The 17,626-nt window shown below is 43.2% G+C and carries 15 protein-coding genes and 1 tRNA gene; 10 read left to right on the forward strand and 6 right to left on the reverse strand.

What is annotated here, in order from left to right:
* The first annotated feature begins 64 nt into the window (after window positions 1-64).
* Window positions 65-988, forward strand: a complete 924-nt coding sequence (locus HUW51_RS07540) for an AraC family transcriptional regulator (protein ID WP_185273365.1) — start codon at window positions 65-67, stop codon at window positions 986-988.
* Window positions 989-1,066: 78 nt separating this feature from the next.
* Here the strand turns inward: HUW51_RS07540 and HUW51_RS07545 are convergent, their stop codons facing one another.
* From HUW51_RS07545 to HUW51_RS07555, 3 genes are read right to left on the reverse strand one after another with little or no spacing between them, the layout of a single operon-like run.
* Window positions 1,067-1,825: a geranylgeranylglyceryl/heptaprenylglyceryl phosphate synthase gene (locus HUW51_RS07545; RefSeq protein ID WP_185273366.1), complete on the reverse strand. Its 759-nt coding sequence runs from the start codon at window positions 1,823-1,825 to the stop codon at window positions 1,067-1,069.
* Window positions 1,815-2,405 carry a hypothetical protein gene (locus HUW51_RS07550; RefSeq protein ID WP_185273367.1) on the reverse strand — a complete coding sequence of 197 codons (591 nt, stop codon included), beginning with the start codon at window positions 2,403-2,405 and terminating at the stop codon, window positions 1,815-1,817. The genes HUW51_RS07545 and HUW51_RS07550 overlap by 11 nt, the downstream gene beginning before the upstream one ends.
* A complete protein-coding gene (locus tag HUW51_RS07555) occupies window positions 2,402-2,776 on the reverse strand; it encodes a phage holin family protein (protein ID WP_185273368.1) in 375 nt (124 codons plus the stop codon). Before HUW51_RS07555 ends, HUW51_RS07550 begins: the two co-directional genes overlap by 4 nt.
* A 159-nt stretch (window positions 2,777-2,935) precedes the next feature.
* Here HUW51_RS07555 and HUW51_RS07560 point away from each other — a divergent pair, with 159 nt between their 5' ends.
* The 3 genes from HUW51_RS07560 (at window position 2,936) to HUW51_RS07570 (ending at window position 6,784) form a co-directional block, all read left to right on the forward strand.
* A complete protein-coding gene (locus tag HUW51_RS07560; RefSeq protein WP_185273369.1) occupies window positions 2,936-4,030 on the forward strand; it encodes a J domain-containing protein in 1,095 nt (364 codons plus the stop codon).
* Window positions 4,031-4,256: 226 nt separating this feature from the next.
* Window positions 4,257-5,894 (forward strand): catalase, encoded by a 1,638-nt coding sequence (locus HUW51_RS07565; RefSeq protein WP_185273370.1) that lies wholly within the window; start codon window positions 4,257-4,259, stop codon window positions 5,892-5,894.
* Window positions 5,895-6,202: 308 nt separating this feature from the next.
* Window positions 6,203-6,784: an HPP family protein gene (locus HUW51_RS07570; protein WP_185273371.1), complete on the forward strand. Its 582-nt coding sequence runs from the start codon at window positions 6,203-6,205 to the stop codon at window positions 6,782-6,784.
* 60 nt (window positions 6,785-6,844) lie between these two features.
* Here the strand turns inward: HUW51_RS07570 and HUW51_RS07575 are convergent, their stop codons facing one another.
* Window positions 6,845-8,734: a chloride channel protein gene (locus tag HUW51_RS07575; RefSeq protein ID WP_185273372.1), complete on the reverse strand. Its 1,890-nt coding sequence runs from the start codon at window positions 8,732-8,734 to the stop codon at window positions 6,845-6,847.
* A 73-nt stretch (window positions 8,735-8,807) separates the two neighbouring features.
* On the opposite strand from HUW51_RS07575, the gene HUW51_RS07580 reads away from it, so the two are divergent.
* Window positions 8,808-9,767, forward strand: coding sequence for a bestrophin family protein (locus HUW51_RS07580; RefSeq protein WP_228466963.1), 960 nt, complete (start codon window positions 8,808-8,810; stop codon window positions 9,765-9,767).
* Between the two features lie 33 nt (window positions 9,768-9,800).
* Here the strand turns inward: HUW51_RS07580 and HUW51_RS07585 are convergent, their stop codons facing one another.
* Together HUW51_RS07585 and HUW51_RS07590 are read right to left on the reverse strand one after the other, a co-directional pair.
* Window positions 9,801-10,259 carry a DoxX family protein gene (locus HUW51_RS07585; RefSeq protein WP_185273373.1) on the reverse strand — a complete coding sequence of 153 codons (459 nt, stop codon included), beginning with the start codon at window positions 10,257-10,259 and terminating at the stop codon, window positions 9,801-9,803.
* 442 nt (window positions 10,260-10,701) lie between these two features.
* Window positions 10,702-10,777 (reverse strand) — tRNA-Phe (locus tag HUW51_RS07590).
* A 140-nt stretch (window positions 10,778-10,917) separates the two neighbouring features.
* On the opposite strand from HUW51_RS07590, the gene HUW51_RS07595 reads away from it, so the two are divergent.
* From HUW51_RS07595 to HUW51_RS07615, 5 genes are all read left to right on the forward strand, one after another.
* Window positions 10,918-12,273: a (Fe-S)-binding protein gene (locus tag HUW51_RS07595; RefSeq protein WP_185273374.1), complete on the forward strand. Its 1,356-nt coding sequence runs from the start codon at window positions 10,918-10,920 to the stop codon at window positions 12,271-12,273.
* Between the two features lie 263 nt (window positions 12,274-12,536).
* A complete protein-coding gene (locus HUW51_RS07600; protein ID WP_185274462.1) occupies window positions 12,537-13,310 on the forward strand; it encodes a (Fe-S)-binding protein in 774 nt (257 codons plus the stop codon).
* Window positions 13,311-13,603: 293 nt separating this feature from the next.
* Window positions 13,604-14,089, forward strand: coding sequence for a hypothetical protein (locus HUW51_RS07605; RefSeq protein WP_185273375.1), 486 nt, complete (start codon window positions 13,604-13,606; stop codon window positions 14,087-14,089).
* Between the two features lie 181 nt (window positions 14,090-14,270).
* Window positions 14,271-16,184 (forward strand): OmpA family protein, encoded by a 1,914-nt coding sequence (locus HUW51_RS07610; protein WP_185273376.1) that lies wholly within the window; start codon window positions 14,271-14,273, stop codon window positions 16,182-16,184.
* 275 nt (window positions 16,185-16,459) lie between these two features.
* Entirely contained in the window at window positions 16,460-17,623 is a 1,164-nt protein-coding gene (locus tag HUW51_RS07615) for an AIR synthase related protein (protein WP_185273377.1), read from the forward strand.
* Window positions 17,624-17,626: the final 3 nt, after the last annotated feature.

The raw sequence follows: 17,626 nt of genomic DNA on the forward strand, positions 1-17,626 counted from the left end.
AGATATATAGTAATTTTAAACACTATAATCTAACTATCAATAAAATAACGATAAAATACCAATCATGGAAGATTACAATAAGGTTATTGAATCCCTGGCGGTGCGATATATTAAATCTAAGAATTATGTATTGCAGCAACCATTTGGTGTCCGGAACTATTATGACGTAGGCAATAACCTTATATTGCTCCACAGAGGGGTAATTGCCTTTGGCGATGAGAAGCAAGTTGTAGAAGAAGGCGAGATGTTATTTGTGCCCGGTGGCCGGAGCACAAAGATTTATTACGGCGATCCTGATAGCCGCATGATATCTAATGATGACTTAATCAGCAATAAAGAAAAGTTCTTCCGGAGCAACAACGATTTGGATTTAATCGGGGATGCCGAGGAAAGCCACAGCTTCGTAAGTTTTGAAGCCAAGGTGTTTGATTCGGTTAATTTCTTTTCGTCGTTGGATGTGCCGGCCTTCTTAATCTCTAACAATTCTAAGCTGGCTAACTTAATTATTAAAGTAATTGAGGAAAGCATGCAGGATTTACCGGGTAAAGAACGCCTGATAAATATCTATACCGAAAACATTATGGTAGAGATAATCCGGTACATTCTTAAAAACAAGATGTTCGTGGAGCAATTGGCTACCAACAGCACCTACTTTAAAGATCCTCGTTTGATTGACCTGTTCAACTACATTAAAGAAAATATTGGTGGCGATTTATCGAACAAGGTACTTTCTAACGTAGCAAACGTATCGGAGGACTACGTAGGCCAATATTTTAAAATGCTTACCGGTATTAACCCGCAGGATTACATTGAGTACCAGCGCATGGAGCGCGCTGTATTCTTGCTGCGCACTACCAAGAAAAGCATCCGCGAAATTGGTAAAGAAGTAGGCTACAAAGATACCGCTTATTTCTGCCGTCGTTTTAAAATGATGTTTGGTATTCCGGCCGGTAAAATGCGTCGCCGGGAATCAGCCATGAATATTTAATTAAAAATTTAAAAACAGAAAAGCCGCTAAATGATCTTTAGCGGCTTTTCTGTTTTTTAAATTTTTATGATTTAGGAATTATTCAAAAGCATTCACCCGGCTCCGGACGGAGGCAATGGTTTGCATAAACTCCGGGTTACTTTCAACCTCACTGCCCACCACAATCATATCTGCGCCGGCCTGCAAAGCATCTTCTATTTTTTGCGCCGAATTAATGCCACCACCCACAATCAAAGGTACCTCCGTAGCTTGCCTTACCGCCTGAATCATAGCTGCCGGTATAGGGTTTTGTGCGCCGCTGCCCGCATCTAAAAAAATAAGGCGCAATCCTAACAACTCACCCGCTAAAGCCGTGCTGGCGGCGATAGTGGGCTTATTACGGGGTATGGGCATACTGCCGCTCATATACGACGCCGTGGTGGGTTGCCCGGCATCAATAAGCATATAACCCGTAGGTAAAACTTCTAATTTGCTGGCTTTTAAAAGAGGGGCAGCCAGTACGTGCTGCCCAATTAAAAATTCCGGATTACGGCCCGATATCAACGAAAGCAATAATATAGCATCAGCTTGCGCATCAATGTGTAAGCTACTGCTGGGGAAAAGAATTACCGGAATGTTGCTTTTTTGCTTTAATAAAGAAATAAGCGGCCCCTGGTTAGCGGTAGTAACCAGGCTGCCGCCTACCAAAAAATAATCGATAGAATAAGACTCACTCATTTGAATAAGTCTCTCGCAAGCTGCTGCTGTTAGATTATCAGGGTCGAGCAGTACCGCAAATAACTTTTGTTTCTGTTGTTTTTTCTGGACTATTTGTTCGTAAATCCGGCTAAACGGCATCCTCTTCGTGGTATGAAAAATCAATATCCCTGGTTTCAGGCTCTTTTGTGACCACAATATCAGGATTTTTGGGCACTTGCAGGTAGTCTTCTAATTTTTTGGTAACATACACCAATAAAAACGCCGTAATTTGGGTAGATAAAGCTTTAGCCATTTCGGACTCCATAAAAGCCTTGGTTAACTCGCCCATAAACGAGGGTTGCGGCGATTGGGGCTGGTAAAACGAACTTACCGGCGGTACCTGGCCCGCCTGGTAGTTGTAATTATCGTTATCGGGGGCAATACCATCCCGGTGCGTACCAGCAGCAGCTGTTCGCGTAGTAGTTGCTGTTAGCTGTTTTTGCAGACCAGTTTTTAAGGCTTTACTTTTTTTTTTACGGCCTCCTCCTCCCCGAAGCATTTTACTTAATAACCACACTCCCACTAAAGCGCCGCCGCCAATAAGCACCTTTTTGCCTATTTCCTGCGATTGATTTTTTAATTCTGCAACATCGCCCAGTAAAGCATTCTTATATTCTTGCTTCTGTCTTTCCAAAAACTCTCTTTTATCTTCGAAAAGCGGATTATTTAGTTCGTTCATAATGGTTGATTTCTTTTATCGTCTTTGTATACAGTATTATCGAAAGTTTTGTCGGCCAGGTTATTAAATATTTTTTTATCAACGCCCATAATTACTATTACTAGCAAAATAACGTAGAATAAAGTTACAATTCCGAAACCCCAAAAATGGCTATCGAGTAAATCATTCAGGAGTAGGCCAATAAATATATTAAAAAATATTAAGGCCATAAAAGCAGCAAAGCCTAGTACTACGGCGCGCATTAAGCCTACAAACCCATCTTTCAGTTTGGTTTGTACTTCTAACTTTATCAGATCGATGCGGGTATCAATATAACCCATTAAATTGCTGATCAGGCTTTCCGTTTTAGAGCCTTTGTCGTCGTTAAGCATAGTGTTGGTTTAGTTAAGTCTAGTTACGTGTACGTTATTAAAGTAAAAAATATTAAGGAACCACTATTATTTGAAAATTGTATTACGAATTTTAAAGCATAATTGTCTAAAAAAAGCGTTATTTTTAAAATAGCGCTTATATATAATCCGCAGGTATCTTTGAATCAGAATTATTATACCGTATTAGAAGTAAATCCTTCTGCTACGGCCGCCGAAATAAAAGCTGCTTACAAGAGGCTGGCCCGGCAGTATCACCCGGATAAACACCAGGGCAACCCTTTGTTTGAAGAAAAGTTTAAGGTGGTGAACGAGGCGTATCAGGTTTTATCCGACGAGAAGAAGCGCGCTGTGTATGATTGGCAGTTGCAATACTTACTTGCGCAGCTACGTGCCATGCAACAAACCCAGTACCAGGTTCCGGTGCGCACCCGGGAACCAGCTACTTATGCTGAACGGCACTACCGCAACATTCCCCAGCGGCAATTTCAACGCAAAGATTTAAAAATAGTTATTGCCATTTTTGTAGGCATTATAATAGCCAGCTTGCTGGTAAAATTATTAATGGACCATATTACCGGTATGAGTAACTACCGGGCGGCGCTGCAATATATTAAAACGGAACAATGGAGCCGGGCCCACAGCTTACTCACCAAAACCATATATTTTAAACCCAACTTTGTCGATGCTTACTCGCGTAGGGCCAGAATCGAGATGAATGTTTACGAGAATTATCCGGCCGCTATCTCGGACTTAAACGAAGCTATTACACGAACCAAGCAACCTGCTGCCGAGTTATTTTACGATAAAGGACGGTGTTACGAAAAGCTGCGCCGCGACACCTTAGCCGAAAACCAAATGACACGGGCCATTCAGGTAAACCAGGTTTATGCACCCGCCTATTTTGAACGTGGCATGATCCGGGCTACTTTTTTAAATACCTATCCGCAAGCCATTCAGGATTTTAGCTCTTTTTTAAAATTTCCGCACACCGATGCCCTTAAACGGAGCGAAGCTTTATTATACCGGGGTTATTGTTATTATTTAATAGGCGAGCCTCAAAAAGCAATCCCGGATTACCAGCAAGCCTTAACTAATAAATCGCAGGAAGGCCGCTTGCTTTACTTAATTGGCAAAGCTTATTACGATTTAGACCGGAAAGACGAGGCTTGTCAGTTTTTTTCGCAAGCTTATAAAAAAGGCTATGCTTCGGCATCCTACGACTTATATCAATATTGTAAATTAAAAGTGGAGTAAAAGGTTATAAACTTTCGAAAAAGCTACCTGTTTAAATTTAATTGTTAGTTTAACAAGTTATAGACCCTAACAAGAAAGTAGCCTTATACGCGTCGGCTTTTTTATTATGGTTGATTCTAAAAGCCTTATCAAGAAATTAATTGTTTATTAATGGAATTTAAATCGGTGAATCGTAACTTGGGGCTCGATTTAATGGTAAATAATAATTTTATCTAATACTAAACTTATGCAACCAGAAGAAAACGGAACACAAAACTCATCCGGGCAAAACGGTACTGCTACTAACGGAGCAGCTACCAGCGGCGAGAAACAAATTCTCACCACCCGGCAAGGACACCCCGTTACTGACAACCAGAATATCCGCACCGTTGGTAACCGGGGACCGGCTACCATGGAGAACTACCACTTTATAGAAAAAATCTCTCACTTCGACCGCGAACGGATTCCGGAACGTGTAGTGCACGCTCGCGGAGCCGGAGCTCACGGTATTTTTGAAGCTTACGGTACAGTAGGCGGCGAGCCAATTGCCAAATACACCCGTGCTAAATTATTTCAGCAAAAAGGAAAACAAACCCCGGTATTCGTGCGGTTTTCTACGGTAGGTCACGGGGGCCATTCTCCAGAAACCTTGCGCGACCCGCGTGGTTTTGCCGTTAAATTTTACACCGAAGATGGTAACTGGGATTTAGTAGGTAATAACCTTAAAATTTTCTTTATCCGGGATGCCATGAAATTTCCGGATTTAATTCACTCGCAAAAACCAGATCCGGTAACCAACATTCAAAGTGGCGAGCGGATATTTGATTTTATCTGCAATACTCCGGAATCTACCCATATGGCTACTTTCCTGTTTTCGCCGTGGGGTATTCCGGCTAACTACCGGCAAATGCAAGGCTCTGGCGTAAACACCTACAAGTGGGTAAATGCCGATGGCGAAGCCGTGTTGGTTAAATACCACTGGGAGCCATTGAAACAAGGCATTCGTAACTTAACCCAAGCCGAAGCCGAAGCTATTCAGGCGAAAAACTTTAACCACGCTACCCAGGATTTGTTCCAGGCTATTGATAAAGGCGACTATCCGGAGTGGGAATTGTGCGTGCAGATTATGAGCGATGATGAGCATCCAGAATTAGACTTTGATCCGTTGGACGATACCAAGCTGTGGCCAACCGATCAGTTCCCGTTCTTGCCAGTAGGTAAAATGACTTTGAACCGGAATCCGGAAGATTATTTTAACGAAGTAGAGCAGTCTGCTTTTGGTACCGGCGTTTTAGTTGATGGTTTGGATTTCTCTGATGACAAAATGTTACAGGGCCGGACTTTCTCCTATTCTGATACCCAGCGTTACCGCGTAGGACCAAACTACTTGCAATTGCCAATTAACGCTCCTAAGAACCAGGTGGTAACGAACCAGCGTGGTGGACAAATGTCTTACAAAACAGACTTTGCACAAGGCCAGAACAAGCACATAAACTACGAGCCCTCTACCTTAAACAATGTAAAAGAAGCTCCAAAAGTCGGTAAAGATTATATGCCGCGCTACGAAGCAAATTTAGTTCGTCAGAAGATCGACCGTACCAACGACTTTAAACAGGCCGGCGAAACGTACCGGAACTTTGAAGATTGGGAACGCGACGATTTAATTAACAACCTGGTAAATACCTTGGCTACTTGCGACAAGCGTATTCAGGATAAAATGATTGAGAACTTTACTTTAGCCGATGAAGATTATGGCCGTCGGGTAGCCGAAGGATTAAGCAAAACTACTAAATCGCAAGAAGATAAAGGACCAAGCGGAGCAACTTCGCCACAAGCCGGCGTACAAGAAGCCCAGGAAGTTTCGCACGAAGCGAAGCCGTACTAATTTTAAAAATTTTCAAATTTCAGGAAGCCATCTTCTTACGCAGGAGATGGCTTTTTTATTTGAATTGTTTTTAACGCCGCATTATTTAAAATTTTAGCACTTCTTAAAACCAAATCTTAAAAAAAGCGGGCTTAGGTTCACAGCTCCTCCGATCTACAATCTCCAAAAGGCATAATTTAAAAAAGCGGATTATCTTCTGCTAATACCTGTAATTAAAACAAAGGCCCATCCCGCAAATTTGCTACAGAATCTTTCGGGGAAACTTTCTCTCGCTACCTTTGTTTAAAATTCTATTTAGAAATTATTGCATGAAGAAAAAGTTGAAAAAGCATGCCCGTCGAGCCAGGTATGTTTTTTATAAAGAAACGCTGCTGGATTTCCAAGAACATTTCTGGACTTTTATTGGCTCTTTTATAGGCATTAGCTTAATTGGTTTATTAAACAGCCGCTATTTCTCGGCATCCGATAATCTTTTTTTAATTGGCTCTTTTGGCGCTTCTTCCGTGTTAACCTATGGTATTATCAATAGCCCTTTGGCTCAACCCCGTAATTTAATCGGCGGACATGTTCTTTCGGCCCTGGTAGGGGTTACCGTCCATCAGTTAATTCCTCATGAGTTATGGCTGGCTAGTGCGCTTTCGGTATCGCTTTCCATTGTGTTGATGCAAATAACAAAAACCCTGCACCCGCCGGGCGGAGCTACCGCCTTAATCGCTACTATCGGTTCGCCTAAAATTCAAAGCTTAGGCTACTTTTACGTGTTAAGCCCGGTACTATCGGGCGTAATAATACTCTTGCTCGTGGCCCTAGTATTTAATAACCTAACGCCACACCGCCGTTATCCGATAAACAAGCACTGGTATAAAGTATGGAAACGCCGTTACCGCTAATCATTCCACCATTTTAGAATCGGCTTCTGCTTGTTATTTTCTACCAGTTCAGATTATGAGCTATTCTTTTGCATTCTTTTTTCCTGTCGTCATTAATTTTTGTCCGTGTTGCAATATCCGTAGCCGGTACTTTTTCAGGGAGAGATTAGGAACTTGTTTTTCGTGCTCTTCTATGTTCTTTTTATAGGCCGCAATTATATCTTTATAAGTGAGCACGCCAATCAACGTATTTTCTTTGGATACTACGGGTAAAACGTCTACATTTTCTTTCGCCATTATTTCTACCGCCGTACGCAGGCTGCTGGCAATAGATATAGAAGTGGGTTTTCGTTTTATGAGGGTTCCGACTAAAGTATCCGGCTGATGATGATTACTAAATAAGTTGGAAGAACTGATGATACCCTTGAAGCTTTGGTCCGGATTTACTATAACAAAATAGTTATTGGTATCTTCCTGCTCTTTTTTCAACCATTCCCGGACTTCGCCAATCTGATTTTCCGCACTTAGAGCGAGTCCATTCTCCTGAATCACCTGGCCAATGCTTGTTTTTTCCAAAATATCCGGCTCGTAGGAATGCGGTGTTTTTACTCCCCGGCGAGCAATTTTCTCGGTCATAATGGTATTCTCCATCAGAAAAAAGGAAATAAAATACGAGGCAGTACAGGAAGCTAAAAGCGGCAGTAAAGCATTCGACTGCGCGGTGGTTTCAATGGCAAAAATAATAGAGGTGAGCAGCGCCCGGGAAGCTCCCGCAAACATAGCCGACATGCCTACCAGAGCCGCTAAGGTAAGCGTAATACCCGCACCTGGAAACAAATAGTTAATCAATCCTCCTAATAAAGCACCCGTAGCCGCACCAATCGTTAACAAAGGCGCCAGGGTACCACCGGACGTGCCACTCCCTAAGGCAATGGCCCAAGAAATAAATTTAAAAAAGCACAACGATAATACTATCTGTAAGGGCATCGTACCCGAGAGAATATCGGTAATATTCTCATAGCCCACACCCAGAGTACGTGGCGCAAAATACCCCACCACTCCCACTACTAATCCGCCCAAGGAGGGCCACCACATCCAGTGGATCGGCAGCTTTTCGAAAGCATCTTCAATCCAATAAACCGCTTTGGTCACCAGCACCGATACTATGCCTACTAAAATTCCGATAGCACTATAGGCAGCTAAAGCGGTGTTAGAAGGAACCGTAATAAATTTTTCGATAGGGAAAACTGGCCCTGATTCAAACAAATAATGGTGCCCGGCGGCTCCGGTAATACAGGCCAAAGCTACCGGAATAATAGAACGGGGCGAAAACTCAAATAACAGCAACTCAATAGCCAGGAAAATAGCGGCAATCGGGCTACCGAATATGGCCGACATACCGGCAGTAGCCCCGGCGGCGAGTAGTATTTTACGCTCAATGTGGGTAATATTTAATAATTGCCCCAACGTGGAACCAAGTGCCCCGCCCGTGGCAATAATTGGCCCTTCTGCCCCAAACGGACCGCCTGTACCAATAGAGATAGCCGAAGAAACCGGTTTTAAATAAGTGATGGAAGGTTTTATTTTACTTTGATTGGTTAAAACCTGCTCCATAGCCTCAGGAATGCCATGCCCCCGAATGGCCTTGGAGCCGTACAAAGCCATTAACCCAATAATTATTCCGCCAATAACCGGCACCACTATCACAAACGCACCCAAGGAATGATGCGCAGGGCTGTTTGGTTCTACCGAAAAGCTCCCATAAAAAGAGATATTCGTAACCAGATCAATTAAGTAAACCAATAATTTAGCAATGAAACTGATACACACTCCTACCAAAACGGCCAAAGCTGCCATTAGTAATAGCCTTTGTTTATTGGGTGAAATCTGGGGCCGAATGTTCTCCGCCTCTAAGGTGGGAGTTAAAGAAACCGAAATAGGAATTCCTTTATTAATGATCTTTCTTTCCATCTAGTGTTTTTATCGTCGCTCTTCCAGTACTTTCATACGTAGTTAGGCAAAGATAGGTAGCTCCCGGTTAACGATGTTCCCAAAACTATCTATCATTCAGGATGGAACGATTATGATTGTAAGAGAAAAACAAAATTGGCTTCGTTTACTTTTTGTCTGGCGGGGCTCCATTTTAAAGGATATTCTGCCCCGGTTAGTCTTTTTATTTTTATTTTCTGTACTGGTAGTCTACTTCCGGGGAAAGTTATTGGATTATGATTTTTCTTTTAATCCGGTTCCTTTAACTTTTATTGGTATTGCTTTAGCCATTTTCTTAGGGTTCCGGAATAATGCCAGTTATGAACGCTTTTGGGAAGCGCGCAAACTCTGGGGCTCACTCTTAAATACCACTCGGTCTTTAACCCGGCAAGCAATAACCATGAGTGGCCTGTCGGCAAATTCACCCCAGGTAAGTTTGTTTGTGCATCTTCTAATTGCTTTTACTTACACCCTTAAGCATCAGCTCCGGCAAACAGAAGCCAACTCTGACCTGACCCGGTTATTACCCACATCCTTAGCTACTTCTATCCAGAAAGGTCAGTATAAGCCCATACGCATATTAAAGGAATTAGGAATTTGGATACAACAAAGAAAGCAGGAAGGACACATCGATTCTGTGACAGAAACGGCTTTTGATTATAATTTGAACAAACTGTCTGAAATTGTTGGCGGCTGTGAAAGAATTGCCAACACGCCTATTCCTTTCCCTTATACTTTGCTTTTACACCGCACTGTTTATGCTTATTGCTATTTGTTACCTTTTGGCTTAGTGGATAGTAGCGGCTGGATGACGCCCTTATTTGTTGTACTAACGGGATACGCCTTTATGGGCTTAGATGCTGTTGTGAGTGAAATTGAGGAACCTTTTGGCTTGGAGCCTAACGATCTGGCTTTAAATGGAATGAGTAAAATGATTGAATCAACCCTTCTGGAAATGATTGATTTAGAAGCTCCGTTTTTACCACCCCCGCATAATTCTTTCTTCATCGATTAAACATTCCTGCTGAAGCAGGCAGGGGAAAGTTTTTTAATGTTCCGAAGCAGGCAATTGCGGACGAAAAATCTTATTATCTACTGAATAGCGCCCCGGGCCAACAATCATAAAAAATACCAACAAGCCCGTTATAAGGATAGAGAGCCAGAGTTCTGTATTTTCTAACCGGACACCCCGCTGCGGGTTCACCACCAGCATGGCGGTAATTACAATCGGGAACTGGCAAAGTATGGCAAAACGGGTTAAACAACCAATGGCAATCATCAGTCCGCCTACAATATGAAACATACTGGTGAATAGCAGGGCTTTTTCCATAGATACCAGCCGTTGACTGGAACTGAATAGATAAAACACATCACTGTTGTGCTCTAAAAACAAGATACCTTTTACAAAAAGAAACAATCCCAGCAGGAAGCGTAAGGCATCCATCCACCTGGGATTACTGGCGCTATTAAGGCGCTCCAAATGGTTTGGTTTTGGTGCTACGTTCATGGTCTTACAATTAAATGATTATGCCTCTAATTAGTAGTATACGACTTATATTTAGATTAGGATGATTAGGTAAAGAGCTTGAAGTTGGCTGCCATTTGCTAATGTTTAAATTTTACATAATTGCTTAAGACTACTCAGAACCAATTATTATTAAGTAAAATCTTCATCATATTTTTAAGAAGCTACCTTAAATAGCTAATGAAAACCCATGGAGGGTATTAAGTTTAACCGCTAACTTCATGTACCCAGTAGATTATAATAAGCTTTTTGCCGCAGAAGAGGGAGTCAGTAGATAATTAAAGTAGGATAGAAAATAAGCCCTGTGCGCGAGATTACGTATAGTTAATTAGTCTCATGCTGATCTCATACTAGACTGATGAAGGGCAAAACCTTAAATAGTACGCATAAAAAAAGCCTCAGATTTCTCTGAGGCTTTTAAAGCTGGTGGTGATGATTGGAATCGAACCAACGACACAAGGATTTTCAGTCCTTTGCTCTACCGACTGAGCTACATCACCAGCTCCTTTCGTTAAAAAGTGATGCAAAAGTAACACTTTGTACGGATGTTGCAAATAGATTGGCGAAATAATTTTGATTAAAATATGTAATAATTGTTTAGTATCTTACGTACTCGGTATGCATAACAAATTCTTCGCTTATGATAAGCAACATCATATTTCTGCTAATCACGGTTTTAGCGGTGGGTTTATTTGTCTGGCAAATCCAAAAAATTCGTCGGAATATTAATCTGGGCCGGGATAAAAAAATAAACGGTAATAACTCAGAACGCTTAAATAAATTATTGTTGGTTGCTTTCGGCCAACAGAAAATGTTTAAACGCCCTTGGCCGGCTATTCTGCACGGCATTGTTTACGTGGGTTTTGTGGTGATAAACATTGAAGTGCTGGAAATTATTATTGATGGCATTTTTGGCACCCATCGGGCATTGCGTTTTCTGGGTCTGGTTTACAGCGGCTTAATGGCCGTAAACGAGGTTCTGGCCTTTCTGGTAATAATTGCTTGCGTTCTGTTTCTAATTCGAAGAAACATCACAAAAGTACCCCGCTTAACCCGCGGACCAGAAATGCGGGCCTGGTCTAAGCTGGATGCGAACGTTATTTTAATTACTGAAATCGTGTTGATGCTGGCTTTGTTTACTTTTAATACCGCCGATTTAAAATTAGCGGCTATTTCGGGCGAGGAATTAACGGGTAGCTTCCCGATTAGTAATCTGCTGGTAAATGGGTTGAACACCACCAACGTATCGGCTTTAGAAGCCGTGCGCAGCGTGGGGTGGTGGTTTCACATTCTGGGCATCTTCGCTTTTTTAAATTATTTGCCTAGTTCCAAGCACTTCCACATTATTATGGCTTTCCCGAACGTGTATTACTCCAAGCTGGAGCCCAAAGGGCAATTTACCACCAACGAGAGCATTACCCACGAAATTAAAGCTATGTTGGACCCCAGCTACCAGGTACCGCCTTTATCCGAAGTAGTGGAGCCGCAAAAATTCGGAGCAAAGGATGTAGAAGATTTGTCGTGGAAGCAGTTAATGGACGCGTATACCTGTACCGAGTGCGGCCGTTGTACGGATGTGTGTCCCGCTAACATTACCGGCAAGCTACTGTCGCCGCGTAAAATTGTAATGGATACCCGCGACCGCATGGAAGAAAAAGGCGAACATCCGGCTATTTTTAAACCAAACCATTACCACGAACAAGGCGAAGAGCGGGTAAAAGTAACCGAAGAAAAAACTTTGCTGCGCGGCTACGTAACGCCCGAAGAACTTTGGGCCTGCACTACCTGCAACGCCTGCGTAGAAGCCTGCCCCGTTAACATCGATCAGTTATCGTCTATTATGGAAATGCGGCGCTTTCTGGTACTTGAAGAATCAGCGGCACCGGCGGCTTTAAACGCCATGTTTACCAACATCGAAAACAACGGCGCTCCCTGGGCCTTTTCGCCCTCCGACCGCCTGAACTGGGCCGACAACCTGTTTGTGAACGTGAAGTAGGTTACAAGTTGTAGGTTACAAGTTGCAGGTTAGAAAGTTTTAAAGTTGAAAGATTGTAAGGTTGAAAGGTTTTTTAAATTTTTCTATTTCGGGTAATGCTGCTGATAATAAAAATATCAATTGGGTGATTTTTAAAAATTAAAATTAACATCCGAATTCATCCGTTAACTAGATATAGATACGTCTTTACATATTTCAAGTCTAATATCTAGCGTCTAATATCTAAATCCATGAGTGAGAAGAAACAAATTACGGTGCCCGTTATGGCTAATTTAATGGCTCGCGGAGAAGAACCGGAAATATTATTTTGGGTGGGTTGCACCGGCGCTTTTGATGATCGGTACAAGAATGTAACGCGTGCTTTTGTGCGCATACTGGAGCATGTAGGTATCAAATACGCGGTTTTAGGTTTAGAAGAAAGCTGCACCGGCGACCCGGCAAAACGGGCCGGCAACGAATTCTTGTTCCAGATGCAGGCCATGACCAATATTGAAGTGCTGAATGGCTATAATATTAATAAAATTGTAACGGCGTGCCCGCACTGCTTTAACACCCTCAAAAACGAATACCCTGCTTTAGGCGGCAATTACGAGGTTATTCACCATTCTACGTTTTTGCAGCAGCTAATCAACGAAGGTAAAGTGCGCGTAGCGGGTGGCGAAGCATTTAAAGGCAAGCGCATCACCTTTCACGATTCGTGTTACCTAGGCCGGGCCAATGGCGTATACGAAGCGCCCCGCGAGGTTTTAGCTGCGCTAGATGCTGATTTAGTAGAAATGAAACGAAGTCGGGCCAATGGGCTTTGCTGCGGCGCCGGGGGTGCCCAAATGTGGAAAGAACCCGAACCCGGCAAAAAAGATATAAATATCGAACGGACCGAAGAGGCTCTCGCAACCGGCGCCTCGGTAATTGCGGTGGGTTGTCCTTTTTGCATGACCATGCTCAGCGATGGCGTAAAAAACAAAAACCAGGAAGATCAGGTAAAAGTATTCGACATTGCCGAACTCATTGCCTCGGCCGAAAACCTGAACGCTTAATTTTGTTGATGGTCTATGATCCAAAGTTAACAATCCATCGCCTTTAGACTAGAGCAGGTTTAGTTAATCAAATAAGTAAGTTATAAGGTACCGACCGGGGTTATCACTCCAGTATTACCTCCTCGTGGAACTATCTTTATTTATCAGAAAATAAATTTTTTTAAAATTTTTCGTTTTTAAAGAAGCGAGTGCCAAACTTTTCGGCCCATTTCGGTTATAAGTATATACAACAACCTTCCAAAGCCACTACTTTAAATTAATTGATGTGCGCTTTGGCCTAACCACTAAGAAATATGTACATCCCCTTTGATCAATTACCACCCCGTTCCCGCCTATGGATTTACCAGGCCAGCCGACCTTTAACCGATGAAGAAGTAGAGCGAATAAAGCCGGTTTTAGTAGATTTTATTACCCAATGGACCAGCCACGGCTCTAAGTTGCAGGCTTCCGCGGAAATATTATACAATCGTTTCTTGGTTATTGCGAACAACGAAGACGTAAACTCGCCGAGTGGTTGCTCCATCGATGCTTCCGTTCATTTTGTGAAGCAGCTGGAAACCATGCTCCACGTGTCTTTCTTCGACCGTACCCAGTTGGCCTTTTTGCACAACGATACCATTCAAACGGTGCCTTTGCCCGAAATAAAAAATAAAATTAAAGAAGGATTAATTCAGGCCGATTCGCTTTACTTTGACACCTTGCTTAACACGAGTGGTCAATTGCAATCGGCCTGGCCTAAACCCGCAAAAGAAAGCTGGCTAGCCAAATATTTTGTTTAAGTTTTACGTTTATATATTACCTTGATTTTAAATAATATTGGTTTCTTTAGTATTTACGGTTATTACCCGTTTTATTTAATGGTAATTAGCCACTTGCTATTTGTAATGCCAGTATTACTCAAAAGAATAGTAAAACGTAAAAATTTTAAAAATTACCAGCTACTTGCCACGCTACCATAATATGAATAGATTTTACCTGATTGCCTTGCTCGCCGTCTTGGCGGGATTTACTTCTTGCAAAACCTTAAGCAGCGTAGGAAAAGCCGATAAAAAATTTGCGCAGGGCGAATACGAAGAAGCCATTCGTTTATACCAGCAGGCCCTTAAAAATACGAACGAACCCGGCCCCGTAAATTTTAAATTAGCCGAATCGTACCGTCTATCAAACCGCATTGCACAAGCCGAGCCTTTTTACCAGGCCGCCCTTAATACCGGCTTAAAAAAAGAAGAAGCGATCTTTTACTATGGCTTGGCCTTAAAAGCCAACGCCAAATACAACGAAGCCGGCGCCCAGTTTTCGCGTTACGCCGAAGCGGGCAGTAATAAACTTTTGGTATCGCGCGCCCAACGCGAAGCGGGCAATCTGGGAGCTATTCCGGAAATAATCAACACCAAAACCTACAACGAAGTAAAACCATTAGATCAATTAAATACCGAAGCGGCGGAGTTTGCCCCTACCCTGCTCAACGGCGAATTGTATTTCTCTTCTACCCGCGATGGTAAAAAATATGCCGGCAACGGCGAGGGTTTTAACGATATTTTTGCAATTCGTTTCGATGATTCGGTTCAATTAACCGGTGGCTCTGTCCGGAAAATCGGCGCGCCCATTAACACCCCCGATGCCCACGAAGCAGCCGTAACTTTTAGTAAAGACGGTACCACTATGATTTTTGCCCGCAGCAATACCGGCAAGCGCAAAGGTACTTTAAACGTAGATTTATACGTTTCGCGGTTTAAAGGCACTTGGTCGGAGCCGCGGTTACTCAGCATCAACAGTAAAGATGCCTGGGATTCATCGCCGGTACTTTCGCCGGATGGCAAAACCTTGTATTTTGCCTCCGACCGCAAAGGCGGCCAGGGCGGCAACGATATTTACCGCTCTACATTGGATGCGCAAGGCCGGTTCTCCGCTCCCGAAAACTTAGGTCCGGAAATTAATACGCCGGGCAACGAAAACTTCCCGTTTGTTGCCGCCGACGGCACTTTGTATATTTCTTCCGATGGCCATCCGGGCTTAGGTAATTTAGATATTTTCCGGATAGATAACGGCAAACCTGTAAACCTGGGCGTACCCGTTAATTCCAATGCCGACGATTTTGCTCCGTACATGCTCAACAACGAGTCGGGTTATTTTTCGTCGAACCGGGCCGGTGGTAAAGGCAGCGACGACATTTACTTTTTTAAGAAAGCGAAGCCTAAACTGGTTAATTTCTACGTAGACGTTACCGTTCGGGAGTTATTACCCAATACTACCAATTACCGACCCATGAGCCGGATCCGGGTAGAGTTGCAAGATGCCAAAGGTACCGCCGTCGATCAGGCTTTTACCTCGCCAGATGGTAAACTCAGCTTTAAACTGGATACAGCTACGGCTTACTCGATACTAGCCGAAAATCCCGGTTATTTTGCGGCCCGCCGGGCCATAACCACCATTGGTAAAACCCCGCCGCAAGCCCAACTCACCCAACCCGAAACCGACATTCGCCTAACAGCTGATTTAATTTTAAGCAAAATTGTGAAAGACAAACCAATCGTAGTGGAGAATATTTACTACGATTTAGATAAAGCTGATATCCGTCCGGATGCCGCCATCGAACTGGATAAGATTGTACAAACGTTAAACGACAATCCCAAAATTACCATCGAGTTGAGCTCCCACACCGACGTTCGCGGCAAAGACGCTTATAACTTAGATTTGTCGCAGCGCCGGGCCCAGTCGGCCGTAGATTATATCATTTCAAAAGGTATTGCCTCGAACCGAATTACTGCTAAAGGTTACGGCGAAACGCGCCTGATTGTAAAGAACGCCAAAACCGAAGAAGAACACCAGCGTAACCGCCGCACGGAGTTTAAAGTAACCCGCATTGCGCAGTAGTTTCGTTATTAGTTGTTCGTTTTTAGTTGCTAGCTGATTAAAATTTTAAATTTTTAGCACTTTCGTAAAAATGGGCAGTGCCGTTGTTTGTGTCTTCACAAACAACTTTAAGTGAGTTTCAGCGAAAGTGCTGATTTTAGCAAAGATTGGAAAACTCTTTATCTGAAAGCCGCTTATTAAAGCGGCTTTCTTATTTTTGTAATGTTGTATCTGGTTATTGATTTTTTCTACACGCTAAATCGAATAACCAACAACCAACAATCAACAACTAAACCATGGAAAACAGGTATTTGCGGCGGGGTGTTTCGGCCTCGAAAGAAGACGTACACGCAGCGATAAAAAATATTGACAAAGGGCTTTTCCCGAAGGCTTTCTGCAAAATAATCCCGGATATCCTGGGCAACGACCCGGATTACTGCAACCTCATGCACGCCGACGGTGCGGGCACCAAATCGGCGTTAGCCTACCTGTACTGGCGCGAAACCGGTGATCTTTCGGTTTGGAAAGGAATTGCCCAGGATGCCATTATCATGAACACCGACGATTTGCTGTGCGTAGGTGCTACCGATACTATTTTGCTGTCGTCAACTATTGGCCGGAACAAAAACCTGGTTCCCGGCGAAGTAATTGCTGCCATTATTAACGGCACCGAAGAAATTTTACAAATGCTTCGCGACAATGGCATTGGTATTTACAGCACTGGCGGCGAAACCGCCGATGTAGGCGATTTAGTGAGAACCATTATTGTGGATAGCACCGTAACGGCCCGCATGCGCCGCGACGAAGTTATCTCGAACCATACCATCCAGCCCGGTGATGTAATTGTAGGTTTTGCTTCGTTCGGGCAAGCTACCTACGAAACCGAGTACAACGGCGGCATGGGCAGCAATGGCTTAACTTCCGCGCGTCATGATGTTTTCCATAAGTATTTAGCCGAGAAGTATCCGGAAAGCTTCGACCCGGGCGTTCCCTCCGACTTAGTCTATTCTGGCAAATACAAACTCACGGATGAAGTAACTGGCACCGGTTTAGATGTGGGTAAATTAGTACTTTCGCCTACCCGCACCTACGCTCCTTTAGTTAAAGAAATCTTAAATCAGCATCGCGCCAATATTCACGGCATGGTGCATTGCAGTGGTGGCGGCCAAACCAAAGTATTGCATTTCACCGACCAAGTACACATTATCAAAGACAACTTATTTGATATACCGCCGCTGTTCCAAATCATTCAGGAAGAAAGCCAGACCAACTGGGCCGAAATGTACAAAGTATTTAATATGGGGCACCGTTTAGAAATTTACCTCAACGAGGCTTATGCGGCAGACTTAATAGCTATTGCCCAATCTTTTAACATAGAGGCCAAAATCATTGGCCGGGTAGAAGCAAGTGAAAAGAATGAGCTTACCATTAAAAGCCCTTTTGGCGAATTCAATTATTAGACT

This window comes from Adhaeribacter swui (assembly GCF_014217805.1).
Taxonomy (GTDB): Bacteria; Bacteroidota; Bacteroidia; order Cytophagales; family Hymenobacteraceae; genus Adhaeribacter; species Adhaeribacter swui.

Excerpts from the sequence above, each read along its gene's own strand:
- HUW51_RS07595 (WP_185273374.1), top strand. The coding sequence starts at position 10,918 with ATGATAAGCAACATCATATTTCTGCTAATCACGGTTTTAGCGGTGGGT.
- HUW51_RS07575 (WP_185273372.1), bottom strand. The coding sequence starts at position 8,734 with ATGGAAAGAAAGATCATTAATAAAGGAATTCCTATTTCGGTTTCTTTA.
- HUW51_RS07545 (WP_185273366.1), bottom strand. The coding sequence starts at position 1,825 with ATGCCGTTTAGCCGGATTTACGAACAAATAGTCCAGAAAAAACAACAG.
- HUW51_RS07585 (WP_185273373.1), bottom strand. The coding sequence starts at position 10,259 with ATGAACGTAGCACCAAAACCAAACCATTTGGAGCGCCTTAATAGCGCC.
- HUW51_RS07610 (WP_185273376.1), top strand. The coding sequence starts at position 14,271 with ATGAATAGATTTTACCTGATTGCCTTGCTCGCCGTCTTGGCGGGATTT.
- HUW51_RS07540 (WP_185273365.1), top strand. The coding sequence starts at position 65 with ATGGAAGATTACAATAAGGTTATTGAATCCCTGGCGGTGCGATATATT.
- HUW51_RS07550 (WP_185273367.1), bottom strand. The coding sequence starts at position 2,405 with ATGAACGAACTAAATAATCCGCTTTTCGAAGATAAAAGAGAGTTTTTG.
- HUW51_RS07605 (WP_185273375.1), top strand. The coding sequence starts at position 13,604 with ATGTACATCCCCTTTGATCAATTACCACCCCGTTCCCGCCTATGGATT.
- HUW51_RS07555 (WP_185273368.1), bottom strand. The coding sequence starts at position 2,776 with ATGCTTAACGACGACAAAGGCTCTAAAACGGAAAGCCTGATCAGCAAT.
- HUW51_RS07615 (WP_185273377.1), top strand. The coding sequence starts at position 16,460 with ATGGAAAACAGGTATTTGCGGCGGGGTGTTTCGGCCTCGAAAGAAGAC.
- HUW51_RS07565 (WP_185273370.1), top strand. The coding sequence starts at position 4,257 with ATGCAACCAGAAGAAAACGGAACACAAAACTCATCCGGGCAAAACGGT.
- HUW51_RS07600 (WP_185274462.1), top strand. The coding sequence starts at position 12,537 with ATGGCTAATTTAATGGCTCGCGGAGAAGAACCGGAAATATTATTTTGG.
- HUW51_RS07580 (WP_228466963.1), top strand. The coding sequence starts at position 8,808 with ATGTTCCCAAAACTATCTATCATTCAGGATGGAACGATTATGATTGTA.
- HUW51_RS07570 (WP_185273371.1), top strand. The coding sequence starts at position 6,203 with ATGAAGAAAAAGTTGAAAAAGCATGCCCGTCGAGCCAGGTATGTTTTT.